This is a genomic window from Halobacillus sp. GSS1 (genome assembly GCF_017307035.1).
Lineage (GTDB): Bacteria > Bacillota > Bacilli > Bacillales > Halobacillaceae > Halobacillus > Halobacillus litoralis.
On sequence record NZ_JAFLHE010000004.1, the window covers coordinates 18,442 to 39,430 of the forward strand.

Consider the following 20,989-nt stretch of genomic DNA (forward strand, 5'->3'; position numbering starts at 1 on the left):
TCAATAATGCAACTGTTTTAGTAGTTCTTGGGAGGAGAGATGAAAGTGACACCTATTAAAAAAGCATATGGATATGTAACAAGACAAAAAGAAGGTAAGACACAGGTATTAGTATTTCAACATCCTATTGCTGAGGCAGGGATACAAATACCAAAGGGAACGGTACAGCCTGGAGAACCCACCCAACATGCAGTTGTAAGAGAAATAGAAGAAGAAACAGGATTAAGGGACTTTCATGTGGAACAACTACTTGCTGAAGATTTATGGGAGAATGATGACGGTGCTATACATAACAGATACTTTTATAAAATAACTGTCTCAAATGTTGCAGATGAATGGGGCTACAAGCCAACAGGCGGGGGAGAAGAAGAAGGGCTAACTTTTCATTTTTTTTGGATTTCATCTGAAAATGAGGTTGAACTTATAAGAGGTCATGGAGATTATTTGAACCTTGTTTTCACCTAATAGTATTGAATCATATGAAGAGCTCCTAATCATCTTAAATATCTCGAAATCAAGTCTTACGGAAACGGGGGCAATTGCTAAATAAGGTCCTACGTTGTTTAGACAATTTAAAAGTCAGAATTCAGCTTAGTCTTTTAAGGGATATAACTGCTGATAAGAGGTACCTTAGTATTGAGGTGATCAACAAATGATTAAGTCTTTATTAGTACTGAGCTTAGTTCTTACACCACTACATAGTAATGTAATGAGTGAGAATCCTCAGCCTTCAGATAACTGCATTAATTTAATGAAGGAAAGAGATGCGAAATTTAAGGACAGAGTTTTTGAGGACGTATTAAGTTCTTATGAGTATTTCAATAACTATGAAGACGTACATTATTTTACTTCCAATGATCTCTCTATGATCAATGCATTGTTGGAGGAAGAGCATACACAAATTGAAAGCTTAAGGAAATATTTCGCGGGTGTAGCCCAGGGAGAGCGCCGGCTTTACTACGTTTTGGACGATCCAACTCATAGGACATTTATGTTATATAAAAATTTTTCTAATGAAAATGTCATGATTGAACTGAAGAGGGGAGAACAAGGTTGGGAGAAGGTCGATAAAACAGTACGTAAGGGGAAAGAAATTGAAATGGAAAGTTTAAGTTGTGAAGAGGAATTCAATTTAGAAAGATTGTTAAATCAATTTTTCTCCCTTTAAAAAATCTGCTGTGTGTATTTTTCTATTCCAGCTAAGAGGAGTTTAAGACTTGAATTCAAATTAGATTATCTTGAATTCGAGTCTTTCACTAACGGGGGCTTTAGTTGAATAAATCAAATATTAAAAAAGGAACTCCCATAAAATTGGAAGTTCCTTTTATTTGTAGTCGTATTAACACTAAACTTTAGCAGAGTCTAAAAAAAACGAAAGCCTCGGTTATGAGGGAGCCGGTTCGAACCGCAGTGTTATGCGGGAGAAGCGAGGAACTTATTCCCCCACCATCCCATCTCCATCTCTATCCTGCATGTATTGATACAACCAGTGGTCGCTGGTAATCGGCATACTGAAACCAGCATCTTTTGCTTCCTGGATCGTCACCTGACCATTACCATTTGCATCAACGCTAGAAACATCCCCTTCTTCAGTGGACCCGGTGGAACCATTAGAATCGGATGAATCGGTGGAGTCGTCTCCGGTGAGTCCAAGTGATTCATTGACGTCATCCGGATTGAGATTATCGAAGGTATCGACAACCTCATTGCCTTGTATCGTATAAGTATATTCATAATGGGAAGGAATCTGTGTGTTCGTATCAGGATATGTGATAATGGCTTCAAAATCAGTAGCGCCCCCGGCGTCCCGGATGGCATCTTCCATGTAGGCTTGATCCCCGTGGCGATTCAGCGTACTTTCCTGAGGCGTAATGTTATAAGCATTGGAGACGCCTCCGAGAGAGTCCGCAATGACATGTCCTTGATCTAACTGGTCACTCTCGACCCCAGGCACTTGAGCTTCGTCCCAGAAGTATCTTCCGGATGAGACGACCGGCTCTGTATCGTCGTCCTGCAGGATGATTTCCTCCGCCACAACTCTCACCAACTGACCGTGCTTATTGGTGAAAGCCCAGTATTCCCGGTCCCCAAATCCAATATCCACGACAACATTCGCTTCTCGATCTCCGTTCTGGTCGCCACCATCCACCTCTATTCGGTCGTAGCCCGAGAAGAGGTCTTCATTCGTATTGGGTTTCGTTTCTTCCACTTCTGGTTCATCAGCAACTGCCGGGGCGGCTTCTTCTTGCTCTTCTTGTTGTCCCTCTTCTTCCTTATTTTCATCCGCCTGTGCTGTGGTTTTCTCTTGTACATCTGCTGTTTCATTTCCGGTGGACGTATCTTCTGCATTTTCACTGCAGCCGACTATAAAGATGGTCAGCAGAACCACCACGATGTAGTTCCATTTTCTTTTCAATTCAAACACCTCTTCTTATGATTTGCCCTCTTCTTTGAATGGGTCTTTTATCCAAATATACTATATTTATTAAAGAAACGGTCGTGCAATTGTTTTTCGCAATAGAACGGTTCCTACTTCTTTCCTCTATGCCAGCTCAGGTCTCACTAAAAATAATTGGGACGGTAGATTTGGCACTCCTGGTGGTTGCGGCAGGGTAAATGTTATTCGTTCATAGGTTGGGTTATCTTTTTTCTTACATTTATTATAACCCATGCTTTTCTTTAGGATGAAAAATGTAAAATTGGACACTCTATCCAGATTAAACAAAAAAGCAGGGACTTCCTATAAATGAAGTTCCCTGCTTTTTATTTATTTTCTTTTTCTTCGAGTTCTTTAGATTTTTTCACTAAATATTGAAAGTAACTTTCCAATTCCCTTATTTGCTCTGGACTCATTGATTTCCACTTTTCCAAATCAAAAAAAGCTGCATCTTCGATTCCGTATTGGTCCATCAATTTATTTACTTCTTTTATGGAATCAAATTCATTGCTTTTATCCAAATCTGAAATATCTGATCGGCCTAAAAGGTAATCGGTGGATACATCAAAAAGGTCAGCGATCTTGTTCACAGTATCTAAAGTAGGAATTTTGGTACCTCTCTCGTATGCTGTGTAAGTTGTTCGAGCTACGCCGATTTGCCTTGCAATATAATCTTGGGTCCAATTTGGATTTTCCTCTTTTTTTATTTGTCGGCATCTTTTCAGCCTGTTTGAAAAATTCATGTTTATACCACCATGCTTTTCACTAGATTAAAGTGTGTTATGTATCCATTATAAATGTTTCTCAAAGTAACTTAAAGAAAAGTTCCTAAAAGTGTAAAAAAATTATATGGATATTGTTGACAATGTTACCTAAAGGAACTTATAATACATTGTAAGATGTTCCTTAAAGGAACTTTAGGAGGTGAATAAATTGAGGATGTGGTTAAAAGAGATTCGACTTCAGAAGGATTTAACTCAACAACAAACAGCTATTAAATCAAACATATCGAGAAGCTATTATACCCATATTGAATCAGGAGTTAAAAATCCTACAGTAGAAACAGCGAAGGACATAGCTTTTGCTCTAGAGTTCAAGTGGACAAATTTTTTTGAAAATCAATGTTCCTTAAAGGAACAAAAAACTTATAAGGAGATGTTGTAGATGTTTGAAGCTAAACTGCAACCCGAATCTGATTTTAATAACAAGGTTTATGATATTTTTTATGATATTGCTAAAAAAGCACAAGAAGATGTTCAGAAAGAAATGGAATTACCCTATTTACTTGATCGAACAAAATTAGCTGAGCGTGTGTTTAATGTCAGTGTACAATCTCTTGATGCTCACGTATTAAAGCGCAAGGACTTTCCAAAAGTTCATGTAGGTGGCCGGACACTTTACCCTAAGGATTTAGTCATTACATGGATTAGAAATCATGTTGATGTATCTGATGATATTGCTCCGGAAAGAAACTTTGGTGTTGTTTGACTCTATGAATCTAGTATATACCTCTGAGAAAGCAATCAATGGTACAAATCCATAAGTAAGGAGGGGAAACTATTAATAAAAGCAAATCAGCGCAGTTAATGAAGGATTTAAGAAAAAACAAAAATAAAACCCAGCAACAGTTAGCTGTAGATATGTTTCAGTCAAGAGAGTATATCTCTAAACAGGAAGGGGGAGAACGGAAGATTCCTCCTGTATCCACTAAATATTTTATTGAGAAGTATAACAATCCTTGGTTAGCACTTGAAGCTGTTAATGAATATGTTGGGTGGGGGATCTCTCGCTTAGAGGGACCGGAAGTAGAAGAGGATAATTTTCTCTTACAACTTCTATTAGAGGAAGAACTACAGAAGGCTATTAATGTATTAGCTAATGTAAATTTAACTGCAAAATTACACGATAAGCACTCTATTAAGATTCATGACATACGGAAATCAGCTGAAATTATGACTGGTGTTATTCATTTCTCTACCCTGTATTTAGCTACTGTTTGTGAAAGATATGAAATCAATTGGCTAAAGCTTTGGAAGGATCATCACCAAACTCTATATTCTAAGAGATTATTAAATTAGGAGGTGAGGTTGTGCAGGGGTGGTTAAAGCTGCATCGTAAAATTCTTCATAGTGAAATTTTTGAAAATGAGAAGTTGTTAAAAGTGTTCATTTATTGTCTGACGAAGGCAAGCCATAAAAGTACAGAATCGAGAGTAGGGAGGCAAAAGGTTACTCTTAAACCTGGACAATTTATATTTGGCCGTAAAAAAGCTGCTTCTGAATTAAGTATGAATGAATCCACCGTTCGTGACTATATAAAAATACTTCAGGAAGACAGTGTCATTAGTATAAATACCACCAACAAATATAGTGTAATAACCGTTGAAAACTGGGGGATTTATCAATCTAACGATGAAGAATACGACAACAAAACAACAGCAGAAAAACAGCAAGACGACAACTCCTCGTCACCAGAGAGACAGCAGAAAGACACATACAAGAATGGCAGAGAACTTAAAGAAGTTAAGAATGTAAAAGAATTCATTACTACAACAACTTCTGAACGATTGGATTGTGACAGCATTCAATTTTACCAAAACAACTTTGGGATTATACGTCCTCAAATCTCAGAAGAAATAGTGAAATGGGTTGAAGACCTTGGGGATCCATTAATTGTGGAGGCTATGAAGCGTTCCTTGGACCGAAATAAACCGACATGGGGCTACGTTAAGAGCATCCTTCAATCCTGGATAAATAAAGGGATACGAACAGTAGAACAGGCGGATGCTGAAGAAATTGAATATAAGAACAAGCAGGCTAATAAAGCTCCGTATTCCAAACAATCACAAAGTCAGGAGGTATTACCGGAATGGTTTAAAAATCGTGAAGAACAAGAAAAGCATCATATAAATAAAAAACCTAGCATCGAAGATACAGCTCGAACCATTGAGTTATCGATAAAGCTAAAAAGATCGAGAGAGAACATTCTTGATTCTATTGATGATCGATATAACATTTCTGAAGAAGATATAGCTTCTATTCGGGAAGGGAAACGCTCAGCTATTGACGTTTTATTAGAACAATCGAATCTTAGTGTGGCGGGAGAACCATAATTGGGAGGTAAGAAAAGGTGAAATCAAATAAAAAGCACTTTGCTTATTATGACATTGCTTCACAAGCTGACAATGTAAAAACCTTTGAAGGAAAAAGATATGATGTGCGTGGTATTTGGGCGGTTGATCGTCATGGTACTACTGAAAAGCTGGCCAGTATCTATTATCTAATTCGAACCGTAAAAGATGATCAATTCAGAACCATTGCTAAACGCAAAAATCCTATGAGTGAGCTGAAACCTGTCAAGTAAATATAACGATTTTAACACGTGCTTAAATAGCACACATTGAACATTGAAAACTATATATCTATGTTAGGAAATTGAAAGGTCATAAAACTTTCCTAACAGTCGATGACCGTTTGGTGCGTGTTACGTGAAACGCATCTTGTGACCGGGTAAGCGTTGTATCTATTATGGATTACTTATATAAAGTGAGGTATAAACTGATGAAGCATTATGTAGTTTATCCTAGATACATAAAGTTCTTCGTATAGGCTAGAAACGATGTGCATTGTAGAAAAATAATCATTCTACATAGGGTTGATTGTATCTCGCCATAAACAATCATCAATAATAAAGATCTATCTTCCATAATGTGGATTTATATTTTAGTAGGTGTTAGAATCGTTATACAAATCACTTGAGAGGAGATTGATCTGATGGCAAAGCGTTGGGTCGGTGGTTTGGCTGGATTTGTTATAGTTTTAATCCTAGTTGGTTGCGGATCTCAAGGAGCCACAGGTCAAGTCGAGTCATTATCACCAGGTGACATGAAAGAAACTCTGCAAGACAGTGACAATGTTTATATTTTAGTAACTGATGCGTCTGAGGAAGAAAAAAGAGATGAATATATCAAGGTAGTGGAAGAAAATATTGAAGAAATTAATGTGAAAGAAATTAATGCTCAGAATCAAAAGATTCTTGATGGGGATATGGATCTGAATGATATAGGTTTGGAAGGTAGTGAACTGTTCCAATCTCTAAGTTATTATCAGGATGGAAAATTACAGGATCGTATCTCCTTAAAAACACAGAAATACAAAACCCTTGAAGATAGGGATAAAGCCATACAAAAATTCATCAACGAAACATCATCCTAATGGAAGTGATCCTTAATAGATCGCTTCTTTTTTTTATGGATAAAAACCTTGAAAGGGGGTGAAGGTAAATGGGCGTTACTAATCGTGAACTTAAGCAATCAAAAGACTTAGTTCAAACACTGCTAACCATCCAAGACATTTCTTACAATGATTGGCTTCATGAAAAGCACCAAGACTACATTCAACAAAACCAAGATGTCGTTATGAAGTCATTGCTCCATTACAAAGGGGTGGATGAAGAAAACAACAATAAAAATATTTAATAAGGGGAGATATTAATGAAGTACTTTGCGGATCATTCCATGCTTGCTGCCATTAGTAATTTACAATCTACTGGGGCATCAATTTTAACCGCCATGCAGCTTTTGGGTATTATCTCGGCTGCCATTGCTTTTGGTATAGGAGCCTACCATCTTATATGGGGTGGAGTTAGAGGTCGCCAAAGCTCTATCGTGTGGTTCATTGGTGGTGCCGTTGGACTTGTCGTTCTAATGGGAGCTACAGCTATCGCTGAATACATTGACAGTCAGGTGATCTTTTAAAGGAGTGTAGGTTCATGAGGGTATTATTCACATCAAAAATGGATGGTGAAATTTCGAGCTTTCACCCTTATTCCTTCCAGGAAATTGTCGTTCTAACAGCAAAATTGGATGCTAAATTAAAGAAGAAAAATGCCAAGCCAATTCTGCTAGATTTCATGATATTTAATGAAGAAGGAGACAAGCTGTACAACGGCTCATATGAAATGGGAGCAGAAGGAACATCAAATATTTATGACCATGTTTGTCAAAAGCTTTTAGAGTTACCCATGCAAAATAAAAATGAAGAAACAAAAAGGGATGTCTTTCTTCAACAATTAACTTCTAATACACCAGCATCTTATCAAATTGATATGACAGGAGTATTGAAAGAAAAGGAAGGACAAAAATCGAGTTGGAAGCAACTTGGTAAGCGTGGCAAATTTTTTGTGAGTATGATCAGTACCACATTAGTGGTAGCCATAGTTACATCCATCACTCTTTTTATACTTCTAAGCAATCAAGGCAAAGATCTAAGAGCCACAACACACGAGCTGGAAAAAACGGAGAATGTAAAAACGGCTTATGAAGGTTATTGGACAGGTCAGCAGAAAAAAGCTGTTGATCAGTTACAAGGAATGGAAACCTTAACGGAATCGGAGCGCAAAACATTGCTTCATTTTCTGGTGGAACTTAAAAAGTATGATCAAGCTTTGCAATATGTGGGCAAGAAAAACTCTTCTTCACTGGCTGAGCAAGTCATGAAAGTTCATGGTCTGGAAGAATTGATTTCCTTTCAAGAAGCTTATCCAAGTCCTTTGGGTGAATTTAAAATAGCCTTTCATAATGGGGAATACAAACAGGCGGTGGATATTCAAGATATGGCGATGTCTCCTGAACTGTATAAACAAAAGGGGATCGCTTATTTGAGGCTTGGTCAATTGGAAGATGCAAAAAAGATGGCCAGTGAAGCGAAAAATGATGAACTGAATAAAAAGATTAATGAGTATCAAGAAATTGTGGAACAGTTGACGAAGATAAACAGCCAAATAGAAACAGAGAAAAAGTCGGAAGATCAAAATCAATCTAAAATCGATTCGCTTAAGGAACAACAAGATGAGCTGGAGGGCCAAAAGAACAATATATAAGAGGGTGATTCATTTGAAATCAGTCATTGCTAAAAAACAGGTGCTTATTCTCCTAAGCATCTGTTTTTTTATATCCACGATGCTGGTCAGTACTTTCGTATGGAATTTGGGATATGCCATGTGGTCGACCTTAAAGACTTTCCCAGAATTCAGTAAACCAATAGAAATTAAAGCTTCATTTTTGACAGATTTTCATATGCAAGAACAACCTCTCTACTATGGAATAGCGGCCTTAATCGGCTTAGTCGGTATAGCCAACATGATTTACAAACTTAGAAGTAACTTTAAACCCGTAGGCACGGACGAAAAAGGTTCCCAGAGATTTGCAACGAGAAAAGAAATTCAACAACAGTACAGGGCCATTCCTGATCGAAAACAACCATATAAAGGTAAAGGAGGCCCTGTATTATCTAGAAAAGGGGACAAAGCTTTTATTGATCCGTCACCTGTCAATAATCTAATTATTGGTACGACAAGGAGTGGTAAGGGCCAAACCTATGTTATTCCAACCATAGATGCCTACTCTCGTGCTGAATATCAGCCCTCTTTAGTCATCAATGACCCTAAAGGCGAGTTATTTGCTTCTAGCCGGGAGACGCTGGAGAGAAGAGGTTATGAGGTTGAGGTCTTAAACTTAATGAATCCCATGCAAAGCATGAGCTTCAATTTGCTAGAGTTGGTAAAACAATCTTATAAGGATGGGGATTATTCTACAGCTCAAACTCTTTGCGAAACCATTACTCATATGCTTTACCACAATCCGAATGCTAAAGAACCTATGTGGGATGATTCAGCTAAATCACTTGTGAATGCTATGATCCTTGCGGTTACAGAGAAAAGCATAACCGAAGGGATGGAAGAGAAAATTACGATGTACACGGTCGCCAACATGCTCTCAGAGTTAGGGACTAGAAATGAAATGGATGAAGATGGCCAAGAATACAATGCATTGGATCAATTCTTCCAAGAACTACCCCAATCCCATGTGGCGAAAGGTCAATATGCAACGAGTAATTTTTCCAAAGGGAATACTCGATCAAGCATTTTTACGACAGCGATGAATGGATTGACGAAATTCACTATGAGTGAAACAGCTAAAATGACAGCAAAAAACTCTTTAGATTTAAAAAGAGTGGGCTTCGGTCAAAGTATTAAGGGGCGAGGTCGCCCTTTTTCCAAAGTAATGATTTCATTTCCGGATGGAACCACTGAAATCAATCAATCAGGAGAGAGTGGGACATGGACCATTAACTTTAAAACCTCATTAGAGGTCGGAGATCATTTAGTTATTTCTCAAGACTTGGCTCCTGGATCTTCAAAAGTTAAAGAAGTTCAAAAGGATAGCTCGACGATTCGGATTGACAAAGTAGAGAAGGAAACGGGCAAGGTTTCTTTTTCTTATATTTCTGCTAGTAGCACTATGGAAGTAAAAGAAATTATTAACTCCAATAAGCCTATTGCTGTGTTTATGGTTACACCCGATTATGATACGTCTACTCATGCTATACCGTCTATTTTCGTTAGCCAATTGTATTATGTGTTATCAAAAAATGCAGCCATTGCCAAAGGACAAAAATGCTTACGAGAAGTGGTCTTTATGTTAGATGAGTTCGGGAATATGCCTGCAATAGCAGATATGGATAATAAAATCACGGTATGTTTGGGAAGAAACATTCGCTTTCACTTAGTTGTTCAATCCTATGCTCAATTAAAAGATCTGTATGGAGAAGATGGGCAAGCCACCATTCGTGGTAACTGTGGAAATGAAATTTATATATTGAGTGCTGACTATGATTCTGCTTCCTATTTTTCTTCCAAGTTAGGAAAGCAAACGTTAAATACTCAAACACGGTCTGGATCTACCTTTTCCCTGGATAAGTCGAAAACGGAAAGTACGGAAGGAAGAGACCTTCTAACGGCCAATGAACTGCAGGAATTGGAGGAAGGAGATACGGTAGTGCGACGTGTGCTATTACGTCGTGATAAGAAAGGAAGAAAGATTCGTGCCTTTCCTATTTATAATACAGGAAAGTACAGTATGAAATATGCTCACACGTATCTTAGTTCAGAATTCCGTCCAGGTAGATCAATTACGGAAGAAGAGATTTCTACCCCACACCGCCATGTTCATCCAGCAGACTTAGTTATTGATTTTCAAACTGGCTATTCTAATAAAGCACAGACAGACGAGGCGGTAGAGGATATGGAAAATCACTCACAAAATGGACCATTCAGTGATTCAGAACAACCTATGGAATGGTGGAGGAAGGAAAAAGTCGGTGAGTTCTTTGATAAAAGCACATTCTCCCTGATCCACCAACAAATTGCTCCTCATTTAGAACACAGTGAGGAGGAAATGAATGATGAACCTATGGAAGCTTTTCTTTATAACTTAAAGCTTTTAGGCGATCACCAAGAAATTAACCGACAAGTGTATAGTCACATTCGCAAACAAATAGATAAGTTAATTGAAGAACAGGAAACACCAGTAGAGCAGGGATGAAAAAGGGAAAAATAATAAAGGTGGTGATGGAGTGTCCGATGAAGAACTGTTAGAGATATTGTTAAGGTTTTCCGAAGTCTTATCAACGAATAATATCTTTACATCTGGGTTAAGGATCGTAGGGTGGGGAACGATATTATTCTTGAAAATGATTGTTGATGGTCTGGAAGGAATGGTTGATCAGGTCTTAACCTTAACGGATTTCTTTTCGAGCGATCCCGTGACTAACTTTCTCGAAACCATCCAGCCTGTTCTCTATATCATGCTGGCCATTTCATTGGGAATGATCGGCTTTCGATTAATCTTTAATAAAGAAAAGAATCGATCTGACATTCCAATGAACCTATTTATATCGATCATGACGATTTCTCTGTTGTCTTTTGGAATGGGGAAAATTAATGACTTTACTGGAGATGCAATGGACGTAGCGAAAGTACAAACAGATTCTTTTACCACCTCCGATCGAGTAATGGGAGACCATATTACAGACATAGTCATTTATGAAGAAACAGACTGGACAGATCCAGATGTAGAAGAACAACATCATATAAGCCCAGACTCAATTGATAAAATATCCATTAATGAAACGATTGACGATAGTTTTGAAAAATCTAATGGCGATAGCCTATCAAATAAAGGACAAAAGCTTGTAATGAACAAAGTAGGGTTGGAATCAAATGGCGAAGAAGGGCTTGTTGAGTTAGGAAAAAGTGGTCTGTTTGATTTCCTTCCAGAAAATTATTACAGGTGGCATGTGGATTGGTTTACTGCCATCGTAACTCTTTCCGTTATGGCTTTTACCATGATATTAATATCGATTAAAGTAGCCAAGCTCTGTTTTGAGCTTGGCTTTAATCATATCGTGGCGCTAATTATGGCGTATTCTGATATATCCACGGGCCAGCGATTGAAAGCGATCATTAAGAATATTGGAAGCATTTTTGCTTCGCTTATCATGATTTTCTTAAGTCTTCGTGTGTATATGTATTACACAACTTTTATAAATAATAATCTTGAAGGACTAGGGTATCTGATTGCTTTAATTGCAGGAAGTTTGGCTGTCATTGATGGTCCTAATATCGTGCAAAAACTCTTTGGAATTGATGCTGGATTGAAAAATGCCTGGCATGTGGCGATGGGTGGTTACCTAGCTTCTAAAACACTCGGACCTCCCGTGAAGAAAGCTGCAGGAGCTATTACAAGTGGTGGTGTATCAGCCTTGATGAATACAGGTGCCGGGACAGCTGGTGCGGTCGCTGGTATCTATGGACGCAAAGATGAGAGGGAATCTAAGACAAATGGAAAAAGTGATTCATCATCAACTGAAGGAAATAGAAGTCAAGGAAATAGAAAAAAACAAGAGCCAAGTCCAATGAGATTCAATCAGGAAGGGCAAAAGGGTTCGTTGGGAGGAAAAGAAGTTAGAAGTCCGGAGGCAGGAAATCGTTCATCCAGCTATGAAACTCAGGGTCAGTCTCATCCTTCTTCTCAGAAAGAGTCCTCTATGAACACTACAAAAGAAGATTCCCCAGGAGGATTGGACGTACCGTCATCGAACCAAAGCAATGAGCAACCTATATATACTCAACCTCAGAAAGATAAAAAACAAGAGAAAGATATAGGTAGTAGTGAAACAGGAAGCGCACGTTTAGATGCAAACGATAATGAACCTAAGGAAAAGACAAACCAAATAGCTGCAAGCGCCAAATTAGAAACACCAGACGTAAAAGCTCCAAAAAGTCCAGATGATATTCCTATGCCTAATCAATATAGAACAGAGCAGCGAACTGTAGGAGGATATATGAAAGATCGGTTGGGTGAGCGACTTACTAATAATCCTAAGGTTCAAAGTGCAAAACGGACGTATAACTTATCTCGAAACACTACGGAGAACTGGATAAATAAAATTAAGAAACGCGGGCCTGAGTCTTAACTTGGTCCGCGTTTTGTTATGAAGGAGTGTTTTTATTGCAATATAAGATTCCATCCGAAATTGGAAGTGAGTTGAAGATCAATCGTCTATTTTACCTTACAGACTTACTTGTGGTCCTCATCCTCGGCGGCATAGGCTTTACATTTCGGTATGTCGTTCATTCTTCATTCGTCTGGTGGTATGCAATCTTTTGGATCTTATTGATGGTTGGTTGGTTAATCCGACCCAAAACGAATCCAAAGCTGCGTATGGCAAAAGCGCTGTTCTTAGCTGTCACAAGGGACCGAATTGCTTATTGTGCCATCGATAAAAAAGAAAGGGAGGATGGTAGGAATAGTGATCAAATATGAAGAGTTAAAAGATGAAGGATATACGTTTCAAAGGTTTAAGGCACTTCTTGAGGAACAGCTTGGACGAGACTTAACAAAAATAGAAGCATGGAAGATTCGGTGGTTGTCTGGATGGGAGCATGAAACGGTCGGCGTAATTTTTGACCTGATTCATGAAGTAGCAGGAAAGAAAAATGAGGGAGGACTTTAAATGAAGAAGAATAAGAAAGACCAACCTTTCTTTAAAGAAGACAGTTCCGAAAAAATGGCTCTTTTTGATGAACGAAAAACTACTGAGAAAAACAAGAAGCAGCAAAGGTCGAACGCTAAAAAGAAAAAGAGAGAGGTGGCAATTCCATCTATAGCTGAGATTCTTCCCATTCAGGACATGACCGAAGAAGGATCCTTTCAATTAAAAGGAGACACGGGCTATATGGACGTGATGCAACTTCAGAGTAAAGATATTTATTCTCCATCTACCCAGGAAACCGAGTACGACATCATGAAGATGGCTAAGTTCTTTCAATCATATGCGCCGGATATCAAGATCGTATCTATGAATTTTCCGGTTAATATGAAAAAACAACTAGATGCGATTAATTACAAGATTACACAGAACAAGGCGCCTCTTTATGAACGTTTTTTAATTAGAAAAAGGGAGGAACTGCACTTTTTAGAGACCTACCGGACAAACAGAGAATTTTATTTATACATTTACGCGACTAGCCTTAAACAGCTTGCTGAGTATAGAAACAATTGTCGGCGCTATCTTGGTCGAGTCGCTCCGGTCCTTGAGTTAACTGATGAAAAGAAGCTTGATTTGCTCTATAAGCTATATAATCAAAATTCTAAATTAGAGAAGAGGGGTTAAGGAATGTTCTCATTTCTAAAAAAGAAAAGTGATGCCGAAGAAACACAAGAAAAAGGATATAACCCTTTTTTGCTGGCCCATATCCAACCGCAAGGAGGAATTAAATTTCACGAAACTTTTACTCGAAAAGGAGACGGTTATGAAGTTTGTGTCCATGTCTATTCCTTCCCTAAAAATGTTTCAGACTTTTGGTTAGAACCTATTTTCAATATGGAGAATGTCATTACTACAATGGATATTGTCTCTGACGATCGGTACAAAGTTCGAGATGGTTTAAACAAAGGGATGGCTGAACAGAGTTCCAGAATGATTAATGAAAAAGATAATGCAGGTATTATAGAAGCGCAAAATAACTATGATGATTTACGGCAGCTGTACAATCAGGTGTCTGAAGAAGGAGAAATCGTTAAACGTGTTCACCTTAGGCATTATGTAAGTGCACCAACAAGAGAAGAGCTGGAAGACAAAGTGAAAGTCGTCTTATCGACGTTACAGGACGAGAATTTTCGAGGATCCATCTTCTTAAACGAACAGGAATTCGAATGGAGATCACTACTCACCAATTATACAGAACAATCCACTTATAGAAACAAGAGGGAAGGACACCCGATACCCGCACTAGGGTTAGCAGGTGGCTTTCCTTTTCATTTTACTAGCTTAAACGATCCTTACGGTACATTCTATGGCACGACACTCACCGGAGGAAACGTCGTCTTTGATCTTTTTCATAGAGACCAGCAGCGTAAAAGTTATAACGGAGTCATGGTCGGAGCGATGGGGGCAGGGAAATCTACTACGCTTAAGAAAATCATGCTGGATAATGCAATTAAAGGATATAAGGTCCGGACGTTTGATGTCACAGGAGAATTTGTGGAGTTAACGGAAGCTTTAGGCGGGAAGCAAATTGCTCTGGATGGTTCAGATGGGGTCATCAACCCTTTGCAGGTGTATCGAACGGCAGAGGACGAATATACGTCCTTTACTCAGCATTTATCAAAGTTGACGACATTCTATAAATTCTTAGCACCTGAAGCGAATGATAGTGAATTGAAAGAATATGAAAATCTTTTAAGAAAGCTCTATGAAAAGCTTGGCTTATGGAGCGATGATTCCAATTCAAATATAACCGAACTTTCTGTCCATGAGTACCCTATCTTCACCGATTTTCTTGCTTTTATCGAAGAACAACTCTATGAAAATATCAAGGAAGGGAAGCAAAAGGAGAAGTTGAGTCAGGAAAGGAAACGACGCCTGGAAAGCATCGAATTAAACATTCGTAACCTTGTAGAGACTTACGCGCATCTCTTCAATGGAATATCAACCATCGAACACTTTGATGAGCAACAGGTCGTTACATTTACCCTGAGGGGCCTATCGCAAATGAGGGCAGAGGTTTTCCAAGCGCAATTGTTTAATGTACTCAACCTCTTATGGGACTCCATGCTAACGAACGGCTCACCTCAGTTTGATGCTTATAATCGGGGAGAATTAGCTTTTGAAGACGCTGTACGATATCTCATCTTGATGGATGAAGCTCACCACATCATTAATACAAAGAAGAAAAGTGAGAGTGCTCTTGATTTTCTTACAAAGTTTAGCCGGGAGGCCAGGAAGTATTTTGGTGCTCTTCTCTATGCCAGTCACACCATTCGTGATTTTGTTCCTGAGGGTTCGGATCAGAGTATGGTAGAGGAAATCAAGAAGCTTTTTGAACTGACCCAATACAAAATTATTATGCAGCAAGATAGTAACAACTTAGAGATGATGCAGCAAATATTCATGGGGCAATTAAGCCAAAGTGAATTAAAAGATATCCCTTACCTACAAACAGGGGAGACGATGTTAAGCATCCGTGCGGTTGAAAACATTCGTTTCAAGGTGGAGGTATCGGACGAAGAATTAGCCTTGTTTGGTGGAGGTGCATAAGGATGCCTTGGTCCCTTCTCCTGGGGTTAGTCCCTCGGAAAGTATGGCTATGGTTGATTGGTGTTCTGGTAGCTCTTTTCCTTCTACAAATGCTCTTATATGCTTCTGTCATTACAGGGCTGATCGGTTATCAAAAGTCTTCCTCCAGTGAGGATGTGAGGTCCGTTGATATGGTAAATGGAACTGCGCAAGTTTCAGCTGCACTAGAAGAGTACCGTCCTCTGTTTGAAGAATATGCCGAAAAGTATGGGGTGTCCATGTATGTGGAGCTTCTCTTGGCCAAAACGATGCAGGAATCTGGTGGACGTTTGGATGATGTGATGCAAGCAAGTGAGTCTCTCGGTCTACCTCCAAACACGATAGAGGACCCTGAAAGAAGTATTAATGTCGGGATCCGATACTTCTCTGAAATGCTGGAGAAAGCAGGGGGAGATATTAAGCTAACACTCCAAGCTTATAACTTCGGTGGAGGGTTCATTGATTACGCAAACGAACACAATAATGGAGAATACAGCAAAGAGTTAGCAATCGAATTTTCAAGAATGAAGTACCAGGAATTGAAGCATACAGGCATGTATTCCTGCATTCGACCTGAGTCGGCAGAAACAGGAGCTTGTTACGGGGATATTGGTTATGTTGAGGCCGTTTTAAGTTACCTTAAAGGCGGTGTTATTGAAGCAGATTTACAACCAACGGGAGATTGGGTTATGCCCATTGAAGGAGCACTCACACAGACATCTGATTACGGAATGCGTTCAGACCCCTTTGATGGAACACCGGACATGCATAGAGGTGTAGACTTTGCTTGTACTAACGCCGTAACGCCTATTCAAAGCGTAGATAACGGTCAAGTGGTTGAGGTGGTAAGAAAAAACTCAGGATATGGAAATAACGTTCTTGTGAAACATGAAGAGGGACTTTATAGTCACTATGCTCATTTGTATACGATAAGTGTACAAAACGGGGAGATGATTCAAAAAGGAACAAAAGTAGGCAAGTGTGGTTCGACAGGAAACTCTACAGGTCCCCATCTACATTTCGAAGTTCGGACCAAAAAACAGTATCGTTCTGATGTGAATCCTGCACCATATCTTGGACTTTAAGAAAGGAGAACGTTGATGAGTAGACGTGTTCTTTTTGTCCTGTTTGTCGTTCTGTTAATCGTTCTCACATCGGTTAATATATATGCTGCACGTACAGAATCGAGTGATGATCTACAGAAAAGCTTGCATCAATTAAAAGTGAAAAACGAAAAGGTTATGGAAGAAAACACTGAATTAGAGATGACATTACAAAAACAGGAACCTGCTGACATTCAAGCGAGATATGACGCTTTAGTGAAGCAGGTTTCTGTGTTTATAGAGGTTGCTTTTAAACAGGATAAAGAGACCTACCAAGAAAGGAAAAAAGAAGCACACAAGGTGATGAGCAAAGATTTAGCTGCAACCTTCTTTCCTACAGCTAACTATAAAGGAGACAGGAAAACGGAGGTGGATGAAGTAGAAATATTCATCAAAACAGGTAATCTCACAAACAATAAAGCTAGCGTATTAGTTAAGTTTAAACACACGCTCTATTCTTTACAGAGCGATCAGCAACAGGTGTCTCCCGTGTTTCTAAATATAAAAGTTCATAGGGAAGAAGGACAGTGGAAGATAACAGATTTTCAAGACGTAGAAGAGGAGGGCTATTCATGAAGAAACACACGAAACATATTACCGAAGGGACCTCAAAAAAATACCTTACTGGATTAAGCGTCATGGCCATGGCGCTTCTTTTTTTCCTATTTTCTGGTTTTATCTTTGGTGATGAAGAGCAGAGTAAAGTTCAACAAACACCTGTCAATGAACCTTTGAACTTACAAGGATCAGGCGAACTGACCATAAAGGACTGGGTTTATAATCCAACGAAAAAGTTGATGGTTGTCACCTTGAACCTTAATAAATCAACCACTTTATTAGATGAAAAATTAAGCTTCACGGCTCAGGAAAAAGAGCATCCAAAACGTGATCTTCCAACGCACGTAGAGTACAGCGATGAAAGTAGATATGTCATTAGTATCCAACAGGTAAGTCCTTCCTTTGATGTCATGGCCTTAGATGTAAATAAGGAAAATACCAATCCGCTTTTAACGAAAGAGAGTACTCAAAATTCCTTGAAAGGGGGTGAGGAAAAGAAAGAGCTGGCACGTATTTATACAGATCAACGGAAAGTGGAAATGGACAAAAAACTAACCATTTTAACGGAGCAGAAATATGAAGTTGCTGCTGTATCTGAAGAGATCGAAGAGGCGAAAGAAACTATAAAAGAGAAGAAGGAAAGCATTCAAACGATCAATGAACGAATCAAAGAAATTGATCAGAAAACCGTTGAATTAGAGTCAGAGCTTCTTTACGAAACAGAGGAGGAGAAAACGCAAACGGAGGCTAGAATTCATCAGCTAGAAAATGAAAATGATCAGATCAATCAAGAGGCAGCTGAACATGAACTAACTATCCAAACCATCGTTGAAAAAGTTGAGATGTTGCAAGAGAAACGGGAGATGATTTCGAACTAAATGGGGTGTAGGTTGTGAAAAAGGTCAACACACGGACCACACATCTTCTGTGCAGGGGCCACACATCAAGGTGAATACACGAATGAACGTTCCTATTTTAGCCACACAGCGACCGCACATCTGGAGATTTTCTTGTTCCCTCGTTTTGCCCGGCTCTGCCGGGATTCACACGCCAAGTGGGAACAAAAACCCCTTATGCTCTTCTCTTTATTCACTAGTTTTAGGACCTTAATCAGAAGGAGGGACTTTTATGGAAGTAAGAATTCGTTATATGGATCCGAAAACCGTCCAACGAATTGACGAACTCGCGAATGAAAAAGGGTTAAGCAGACAAGAGTTTTTGCATGCTCAGTTGCAACAGTTAGCTGTCTTTCAGGAAGAAAATAATCGTGAACAAAGACTCCAGCAATTAGTCGATCGAAACATTCAAACGATGGCTCATTGTTATACAGCGATTCGAGAAATGAACGATCTCTTGCAGATTGAAGAACCAGGTGAAGAAGCATGAGTGAAACCGTAACGCCTGGAGTGGTTTTAAAAACAAAATTCGTGACCGCAAATAAAAAAGGCTTTCAAGATTATGTGCAATACGTAGACCGTGAGGAGGCTAAAGGCAAGGGCGATACTCATCGGTCCATGTTTAGTTTATATAATCACTATATGGACGATCCAGATAAAACATCTGCTTTGTTTACTCAGCAGTCGGACCATTTATCGGTGGAAGGAAAGCAGGGCATTAAATCTTTGTTTGAACAAGCTCAAAAGAAGAACAGTATCATGTGGCAGGATGTCATTACCTTTGATAATGATTGGCTTAAAAACCGAGGCGTTTATGATTCAAAGACACACACATTAGATGAAGATGCTTTGAAGGAAGTGACAAGAAAATCCATGCAGTCGATGATGAAAAAAGAGGGATTACAAGAGAGTGCGGTTTGGTCTGCTGCTATTCACTATAACACCGATAACATTCATATTCATGTGGCCACAGTCGAACCAAACCCGACTCGTGACCGTGGAAAGCGAAAGCCGAAAACATTAGACGCGATGAAAAGTGAAGTCGTGAATGGATTTTTAGATCGAACGCAAGAACGGAATCAAATAAACTCGTTGATCCGTGACCATATGGTGAAGGAAAAGAAAGAAGATAATAGCATGAAATGGAGTAATAAAGAAATGAAACCCTTGTTCCTCGAAGTGTATAATCACTTGCCTAAGGATAAGCGACAGTGGCACTATGGCTATCAAACGCTGAATCCTATTCGACCGAAGATAGATGAACTAACGACAAGGTATTTAGATAAGTATCATGGCAAAGATATGAAGCAGCTGCATGAAAAATTGGACAAGGAAGTAAATGCATTGAAGCAAGCCTATGGGGGTGGACAGAAGGATAAGAAACGCTATCAATATTACAAACAAAACAAGTTGGATGATCTCTATAAACGAATGGGCAATGCTTTCTTACAAGAAATGAAACGGTACGAACGTCAGCAGTATCCTGGACAAACTACCAATACAAATGCCCCTTATAAGTCCATGACTTCAGGTATTCAATTGCATCGTTCCTTGAGAAGCATTCAACGTTCGTTGAGGCAAACGTATGACCAGTTTATTAATGATTTGGATCATAAAAAATTGGAACGAGAAATTGAGAGAGAAGGATAGGGGGATATGAATGGGAAAGCGTCAAAATGTCACTCTGCATGATGAAACGATAGCCTTAATTAAGGAGTATCAGGAACAGCAACATATTCGTTATCCTGGTGAAGCTTTAGATCGAATGATTGAGGAGTGGGAAACACAAAAATCGAAAGACCATTCTCAAGAATATCTCATGAGTTTAATGGCTCAACGTTTTCAAGACGTATTTACTGAAGAGATGAAGCGATTGCGTTTAGCGGCCAATAGAAGCGATAAAAATACGCAAGTCCTTCTGGAACTAATGAACGGTTTTGCGATGGACCAAAACCTAGAAAGCTGTGTTACGACCTCAATCTTTGAGAGCCAAGCGATGAAGGATGCGAAGCAAGCAGTGGAAGAAAGTATCAGCCATCAGCGTCAGAAAAGAATCAGCGCTAAAGAGACACAACCAGCTTCAAGTTAGTGGTTTTAAGAAGGAATTATCAGTAGCGGGTGAACGTTAGACAGGGAGTTTTTCTCCCTGTCTTTTTTTTTATATCTAATTTTAGAGAGAAGGAAGTGTTGCATGGATAAAAATGTAAGCGCGGAGCAAGAGGAGGTTGCTCGTAATGGGGGTCTCTGTTAGATTATCTGGAGCATAATGGAGAGCATTGAGGTAATAAGGAAGACTCACCCCAATATTGTTAAACGGCTTTTAAAAAGGAATTATTTTCATTTGTAGGTTGGGAATGTGGTTTTCTAAAATTAGCTATCCCAGCCCTTCAAGAATCTATCAATTTCAGGGAATCTATATTTTTATAAGTTTTATAGTTAAATCTCGAAGATTTAATTGACTTGGCTGATACCAGCTGGTAATATATTCATATAAACTAATCTCGGAGATACAAAGTGTGATTATCGAGATTTGCT

The 20,989-nt window shown here is 38.9% G+C and carries 25 protein-coding genes; 23 read left to right on the top strand and 2 right to left on the bottom strand.

The window, feature by feature from the left end; translation table 11 throughout:
• Positions 1 to 39: 39 nt before the first annotated feature.
• Both J0K78_RS10415 and J0K78_RS10420 read left to right on the top strand, forming a co-directional pair.
• Positions 40 to 465, top strand: coding sequence for an NUDIX hydrolase (locus J0K78_RS10415; RefSeq protein WP_206946764.1), 426 nt, complete (start codon positions 40 to 42; stop codon positions 463 to 465).
• Between the two features lie 187 nt (positions 466 to 652).
• Complete coding sequence (locus J0K78_RS10420) at positions 653 to 1,168, top strand: hypothetical protein (RefSeq protein ID WP_206946766.1); 516 nt, start codon at positions 653 to 655, stop codon at positions 1,166 to 1,168.
• 267 nt (positions 1,169 to 1,435) lie between these two features.
• Here the strand turns inward: J0K78_RS10420 and J0K78_RS10425 are convergent, their stop codons facing one another.
• Together J0K78_RS10425 and J0K78_RS10430 are read right to left on the bottom strand one after the other, a co-directional pair.
• Positions 1,436 to 2,416: a DNA/RNA non-specific endonuclease gene (locus J0K78_RS10425; RefSeq protein WP_206946768.1), complete on the bottom strand. Its 981-nt coding sequence runs from the start codon at positions 2,414 to 2,416 to the stop codon at positions 1,436 to 1,438.
• 347 nt (positions 2,417 to 2,763) lie between these two features.
• Entirely contained in the window at positions 2,764 to 3,180 is a 417-nt protein-coding gene (locus tag J0K78_RS10430) for a helix-turn-helix domain-containing protein (protein ID WP_206946769.1), read from the bottom strand.
• A gap of 190 nt (positions 3,181 to 3,370) precedes the next feature.
• On the opposite strand from J0K78_RS10430, the gene J0K78_RS10435 reads away from it, so the two are divergent.
• The 21 genes from J0K78_RS10435 (at position 3,371) to J0K78_RS10530 (ending at position 20,543) form a co-directional block, all read left to right on the top strand.
• The gene (locus J0K78_RS10435) at positions 3,371 to 3,601 is read left to right on the top strand and encodes a helix-turn-helix transcriptional regulator (RefSeq protein WP_035546713.1); all 231 of its coding nucleotides are present in this window, start codon (positions 3,371 to 3,373) and stop codon (positions 3,599 to 3,601) included.
• Entirely contained in the window at positions 3,602 to 3,925 is a 324-nt protein-coding gene (locus tag J0K78_RS10440) for a hypothetical protein (RefSeq protein ID WP_008590613.1), read from the top strand.
• A 98-nt stretch (positions 3,926 to 4,023) separates the two neighbouring features.
• Positions 4,024 to 4,515 (top strand): helix-turn-helix domain-containing protein, encoded by a 492-nt coding sequence (locus J0K78_RS10445; RefSeq protein ID WP_008590611.1) that lies wholly within the window; start codon positions 4,024 to 4,026, stop codon positions 4,513 to 4,515.
• An 11-nt stretch (positions 4,516 to 4,526) separates the two neighbouring features.
• Positions 4,527 to 5,549, top strand: coding sequence for a DnaD domain-containing protein (locus J0K78_RS10450; protein WP_115895030.1), 1,023 nt, complete (start codon positions 4,527 to 4,529; stop codon positions 5,547 to 5,549).
• Positions 5,550 to 5,566: 17 nt separating this feature from the next.
• Complete coding sequence (locus tag J0K78_RS10455) at positions 5,567 to 5,800, top strand: hypothetical protein (protein ID WP_115895029.1); 234 nt, start codon at positions 5,567 to 5,569, stop codon at positions 5,798 to 5,800.
• 410 nt (positions 5,801 to 6,210) lie between these two features.
• Complete coding sequence (locus J0K78_RS10460) at positions 6,211 to 6,651, top strand: hypothetical protein (protein ID WP_160841182.1); 441 nt, start codon at positions 6,211 to 6,213, stop codon at positions 6,649 to 6,651.
• 68 nt (positions 6,652 to 6,719) lie between these two features.
• Entirely contained in the window at positions 6,720 to 6,914 is a 195-nt protein-coding gene (locus tag J0K78_RS10465) for a hypothetical protein (protein ID WP_115895028.1), read from the top strand.
• A 15-nt stretch (positions 6,915 to 6,929) separates the two neighbouring features.
• Positions 6,930 to 7,193: a hypothetical protein gene (locus J0K78_RS10470; RefSeq protein WP_035541924.1), complete on the top strand. Its 264-nt coding sequence runs from the start codon at positions 6,930 to 6,932 to the stop codon at positions 7,191 to 7,193.
• A 38-nt stretch (positions 7,194 to 7,231) separates the two neighbouring features.
• Complete coding sequence (locus tag J0K78_RS10475) at positions 7,232 to 8,317, top strand: hypothetical protein (protein ID WP_242517830.1); 1,086 nt, start codon at positions 7,232 to 7,234, stop codon at positions 8,315 to 8,317.
• A gap of 13 nt (positions 8,318 to 8,330) precedes the next feature.
• Positions 8,331 to 10,820, top strand: coding sequence for a VirD4-like conjugal transfer protein, CD1115 family (locus J0K78_RS10480; protein ID WP_206946773.1), 2,490 nt, complete (start codon positions 8,331 to 8,333; stop codon positions 10,818 to 10,820).
• A 31-nt stretch (positions 10,821 to 10,851) separates the two neighbouring features.
• Entirely contained in the window at positions 10,852 to 12,753 is a 1,902-nt protein-coding gene (locus J0K78_RS10485) for a pLS20_p028 family conjugation system transmembrane protein (RefSeq protein WP_206946774.1), read from the top strand.
• A 26-nt stretch (positions 12,754 to 12,779) separates the two neighbouring features.
• Complete coding sequence (locus J0K78_RS20080; RefSeq protein WP_241655963.1) at positions 12,780 to 13,103, top strand: DUF5592 family protein; 324 nt, start codon at positions 12,780 to 12,782, stop codon at positions 13,101 to 13,103.
• Positions 13,090 to 13,293: a hypothetical protein gene (locus J0K78_RS20085; RefSeq protein ID WP_242517831.1), complete on the top strand. Its 204-nt coding sequence runs from the start codon at positions 13,090 to 13,092 to the stop codon at positions 13,291 to 13,293. The genes J0K78_RS20080 and J0K78_RS20085 overlap by 14 nt, the downstream gene beginning before the upstream one ends.
• Positions 13,294 to 13,953: a hypothetical protein gene (locus J0K78_RS10495; protein WP_206946776.1), complete on the top strand. Its 660-nt coding sequence runs from the start codon at positions 13,294 to 13,296 to the stop codon at positions 13,951 to 13,953. It abuts the gene before it with no gap.
• 3 nt (positions 13,954 to 13,956) lie between these two features.
• Complete coding sequence (locus J0K78_RS10500) at positions 13,957 to 15,879, top strand: VirB4 family type IV secretion system protein (RefSeq protein ID WP_206946779.1); 1,923 nt, start codon at positions 13,957 to 13,959, stop codon at positions 15,877 to 15,879.
• Positions 15,880 to 15,881: 2 nt separating this feature from the next.
• A complete protein-coding gene (locus tag J0K78_RS10505) occupies positions 15,882 to 16,982 on the top strand; it encodes a lysozyme family protein (RefSeq protein WP_206946781.1) in 1,101 nt (366 codons plus the stop codon).
• Between the two features lie 15 nt (positions 16,983 to 16,997).
• A complete protein-coding gene (locus J0K78_RS10510) occupies positions 16,998 to 17,576 on the top strand; it encodes a hypothetical protein (RefSeq protein ID WP_206933056.1) in 579 nt (192 codons plus the stop codon).
• Positions 17,573 to 18,436, top strand: coding sequence for a hypothetical protein (locus J0K78_RS10515; RefSeq protein WP_206933057.1), 864 nt, complete (start codon positions 17,573 to 17,575; stop codon positions 18,434 to 18,436). The genes J0K78_RS10510 and J0K78_RS10515 overlap by 4 nt, the downstream gene beginning before the upstream one ends.
• A 250-nt stretch (positions 18,437 to 18,686) precedes the next feature.
• Positions 18,687 to 18,944, top strand: a complete 258-nt coding sequence (locus J0K78_RS10520; protein WP_206946783.1) for a hypothetical protein — start codon at positions 18,687 to 18,689, stop codon at positions 18,942 to 18,944.
• The gene (gene mobP2 / locus J0K78_RS10525) at positions 18,941 to 20,104 is read left to right on the top strand and encodes a MobP2 family relaxase (RefSeq protein WP_206946785.1); all 1,164 of its coding nucleotides are present in this window, start codon (positions 18,941 to 18,943) and stop codon (positions 20,102 to 20,104) included. Before J0K78_RS10520 ends, mobP2 begins: the two co-directional genes overlap by 4 nt.
• A 10-nt stretch (positions 20,105 to 20,114) precedes the next feature.
• Complete coding sequence (locus tag J0K78_RS10530; RefSeq protein ID WP_206946788.1) at positions 20,115 to 20,543, top strand: hypothetical protein; 429 nt, start codon at positions 20,115 to 20,117, stop codon at positions 20,541 to 20,543.
• Positions 20,544 to 20,989: the final 446 nt, after the last annotated feature.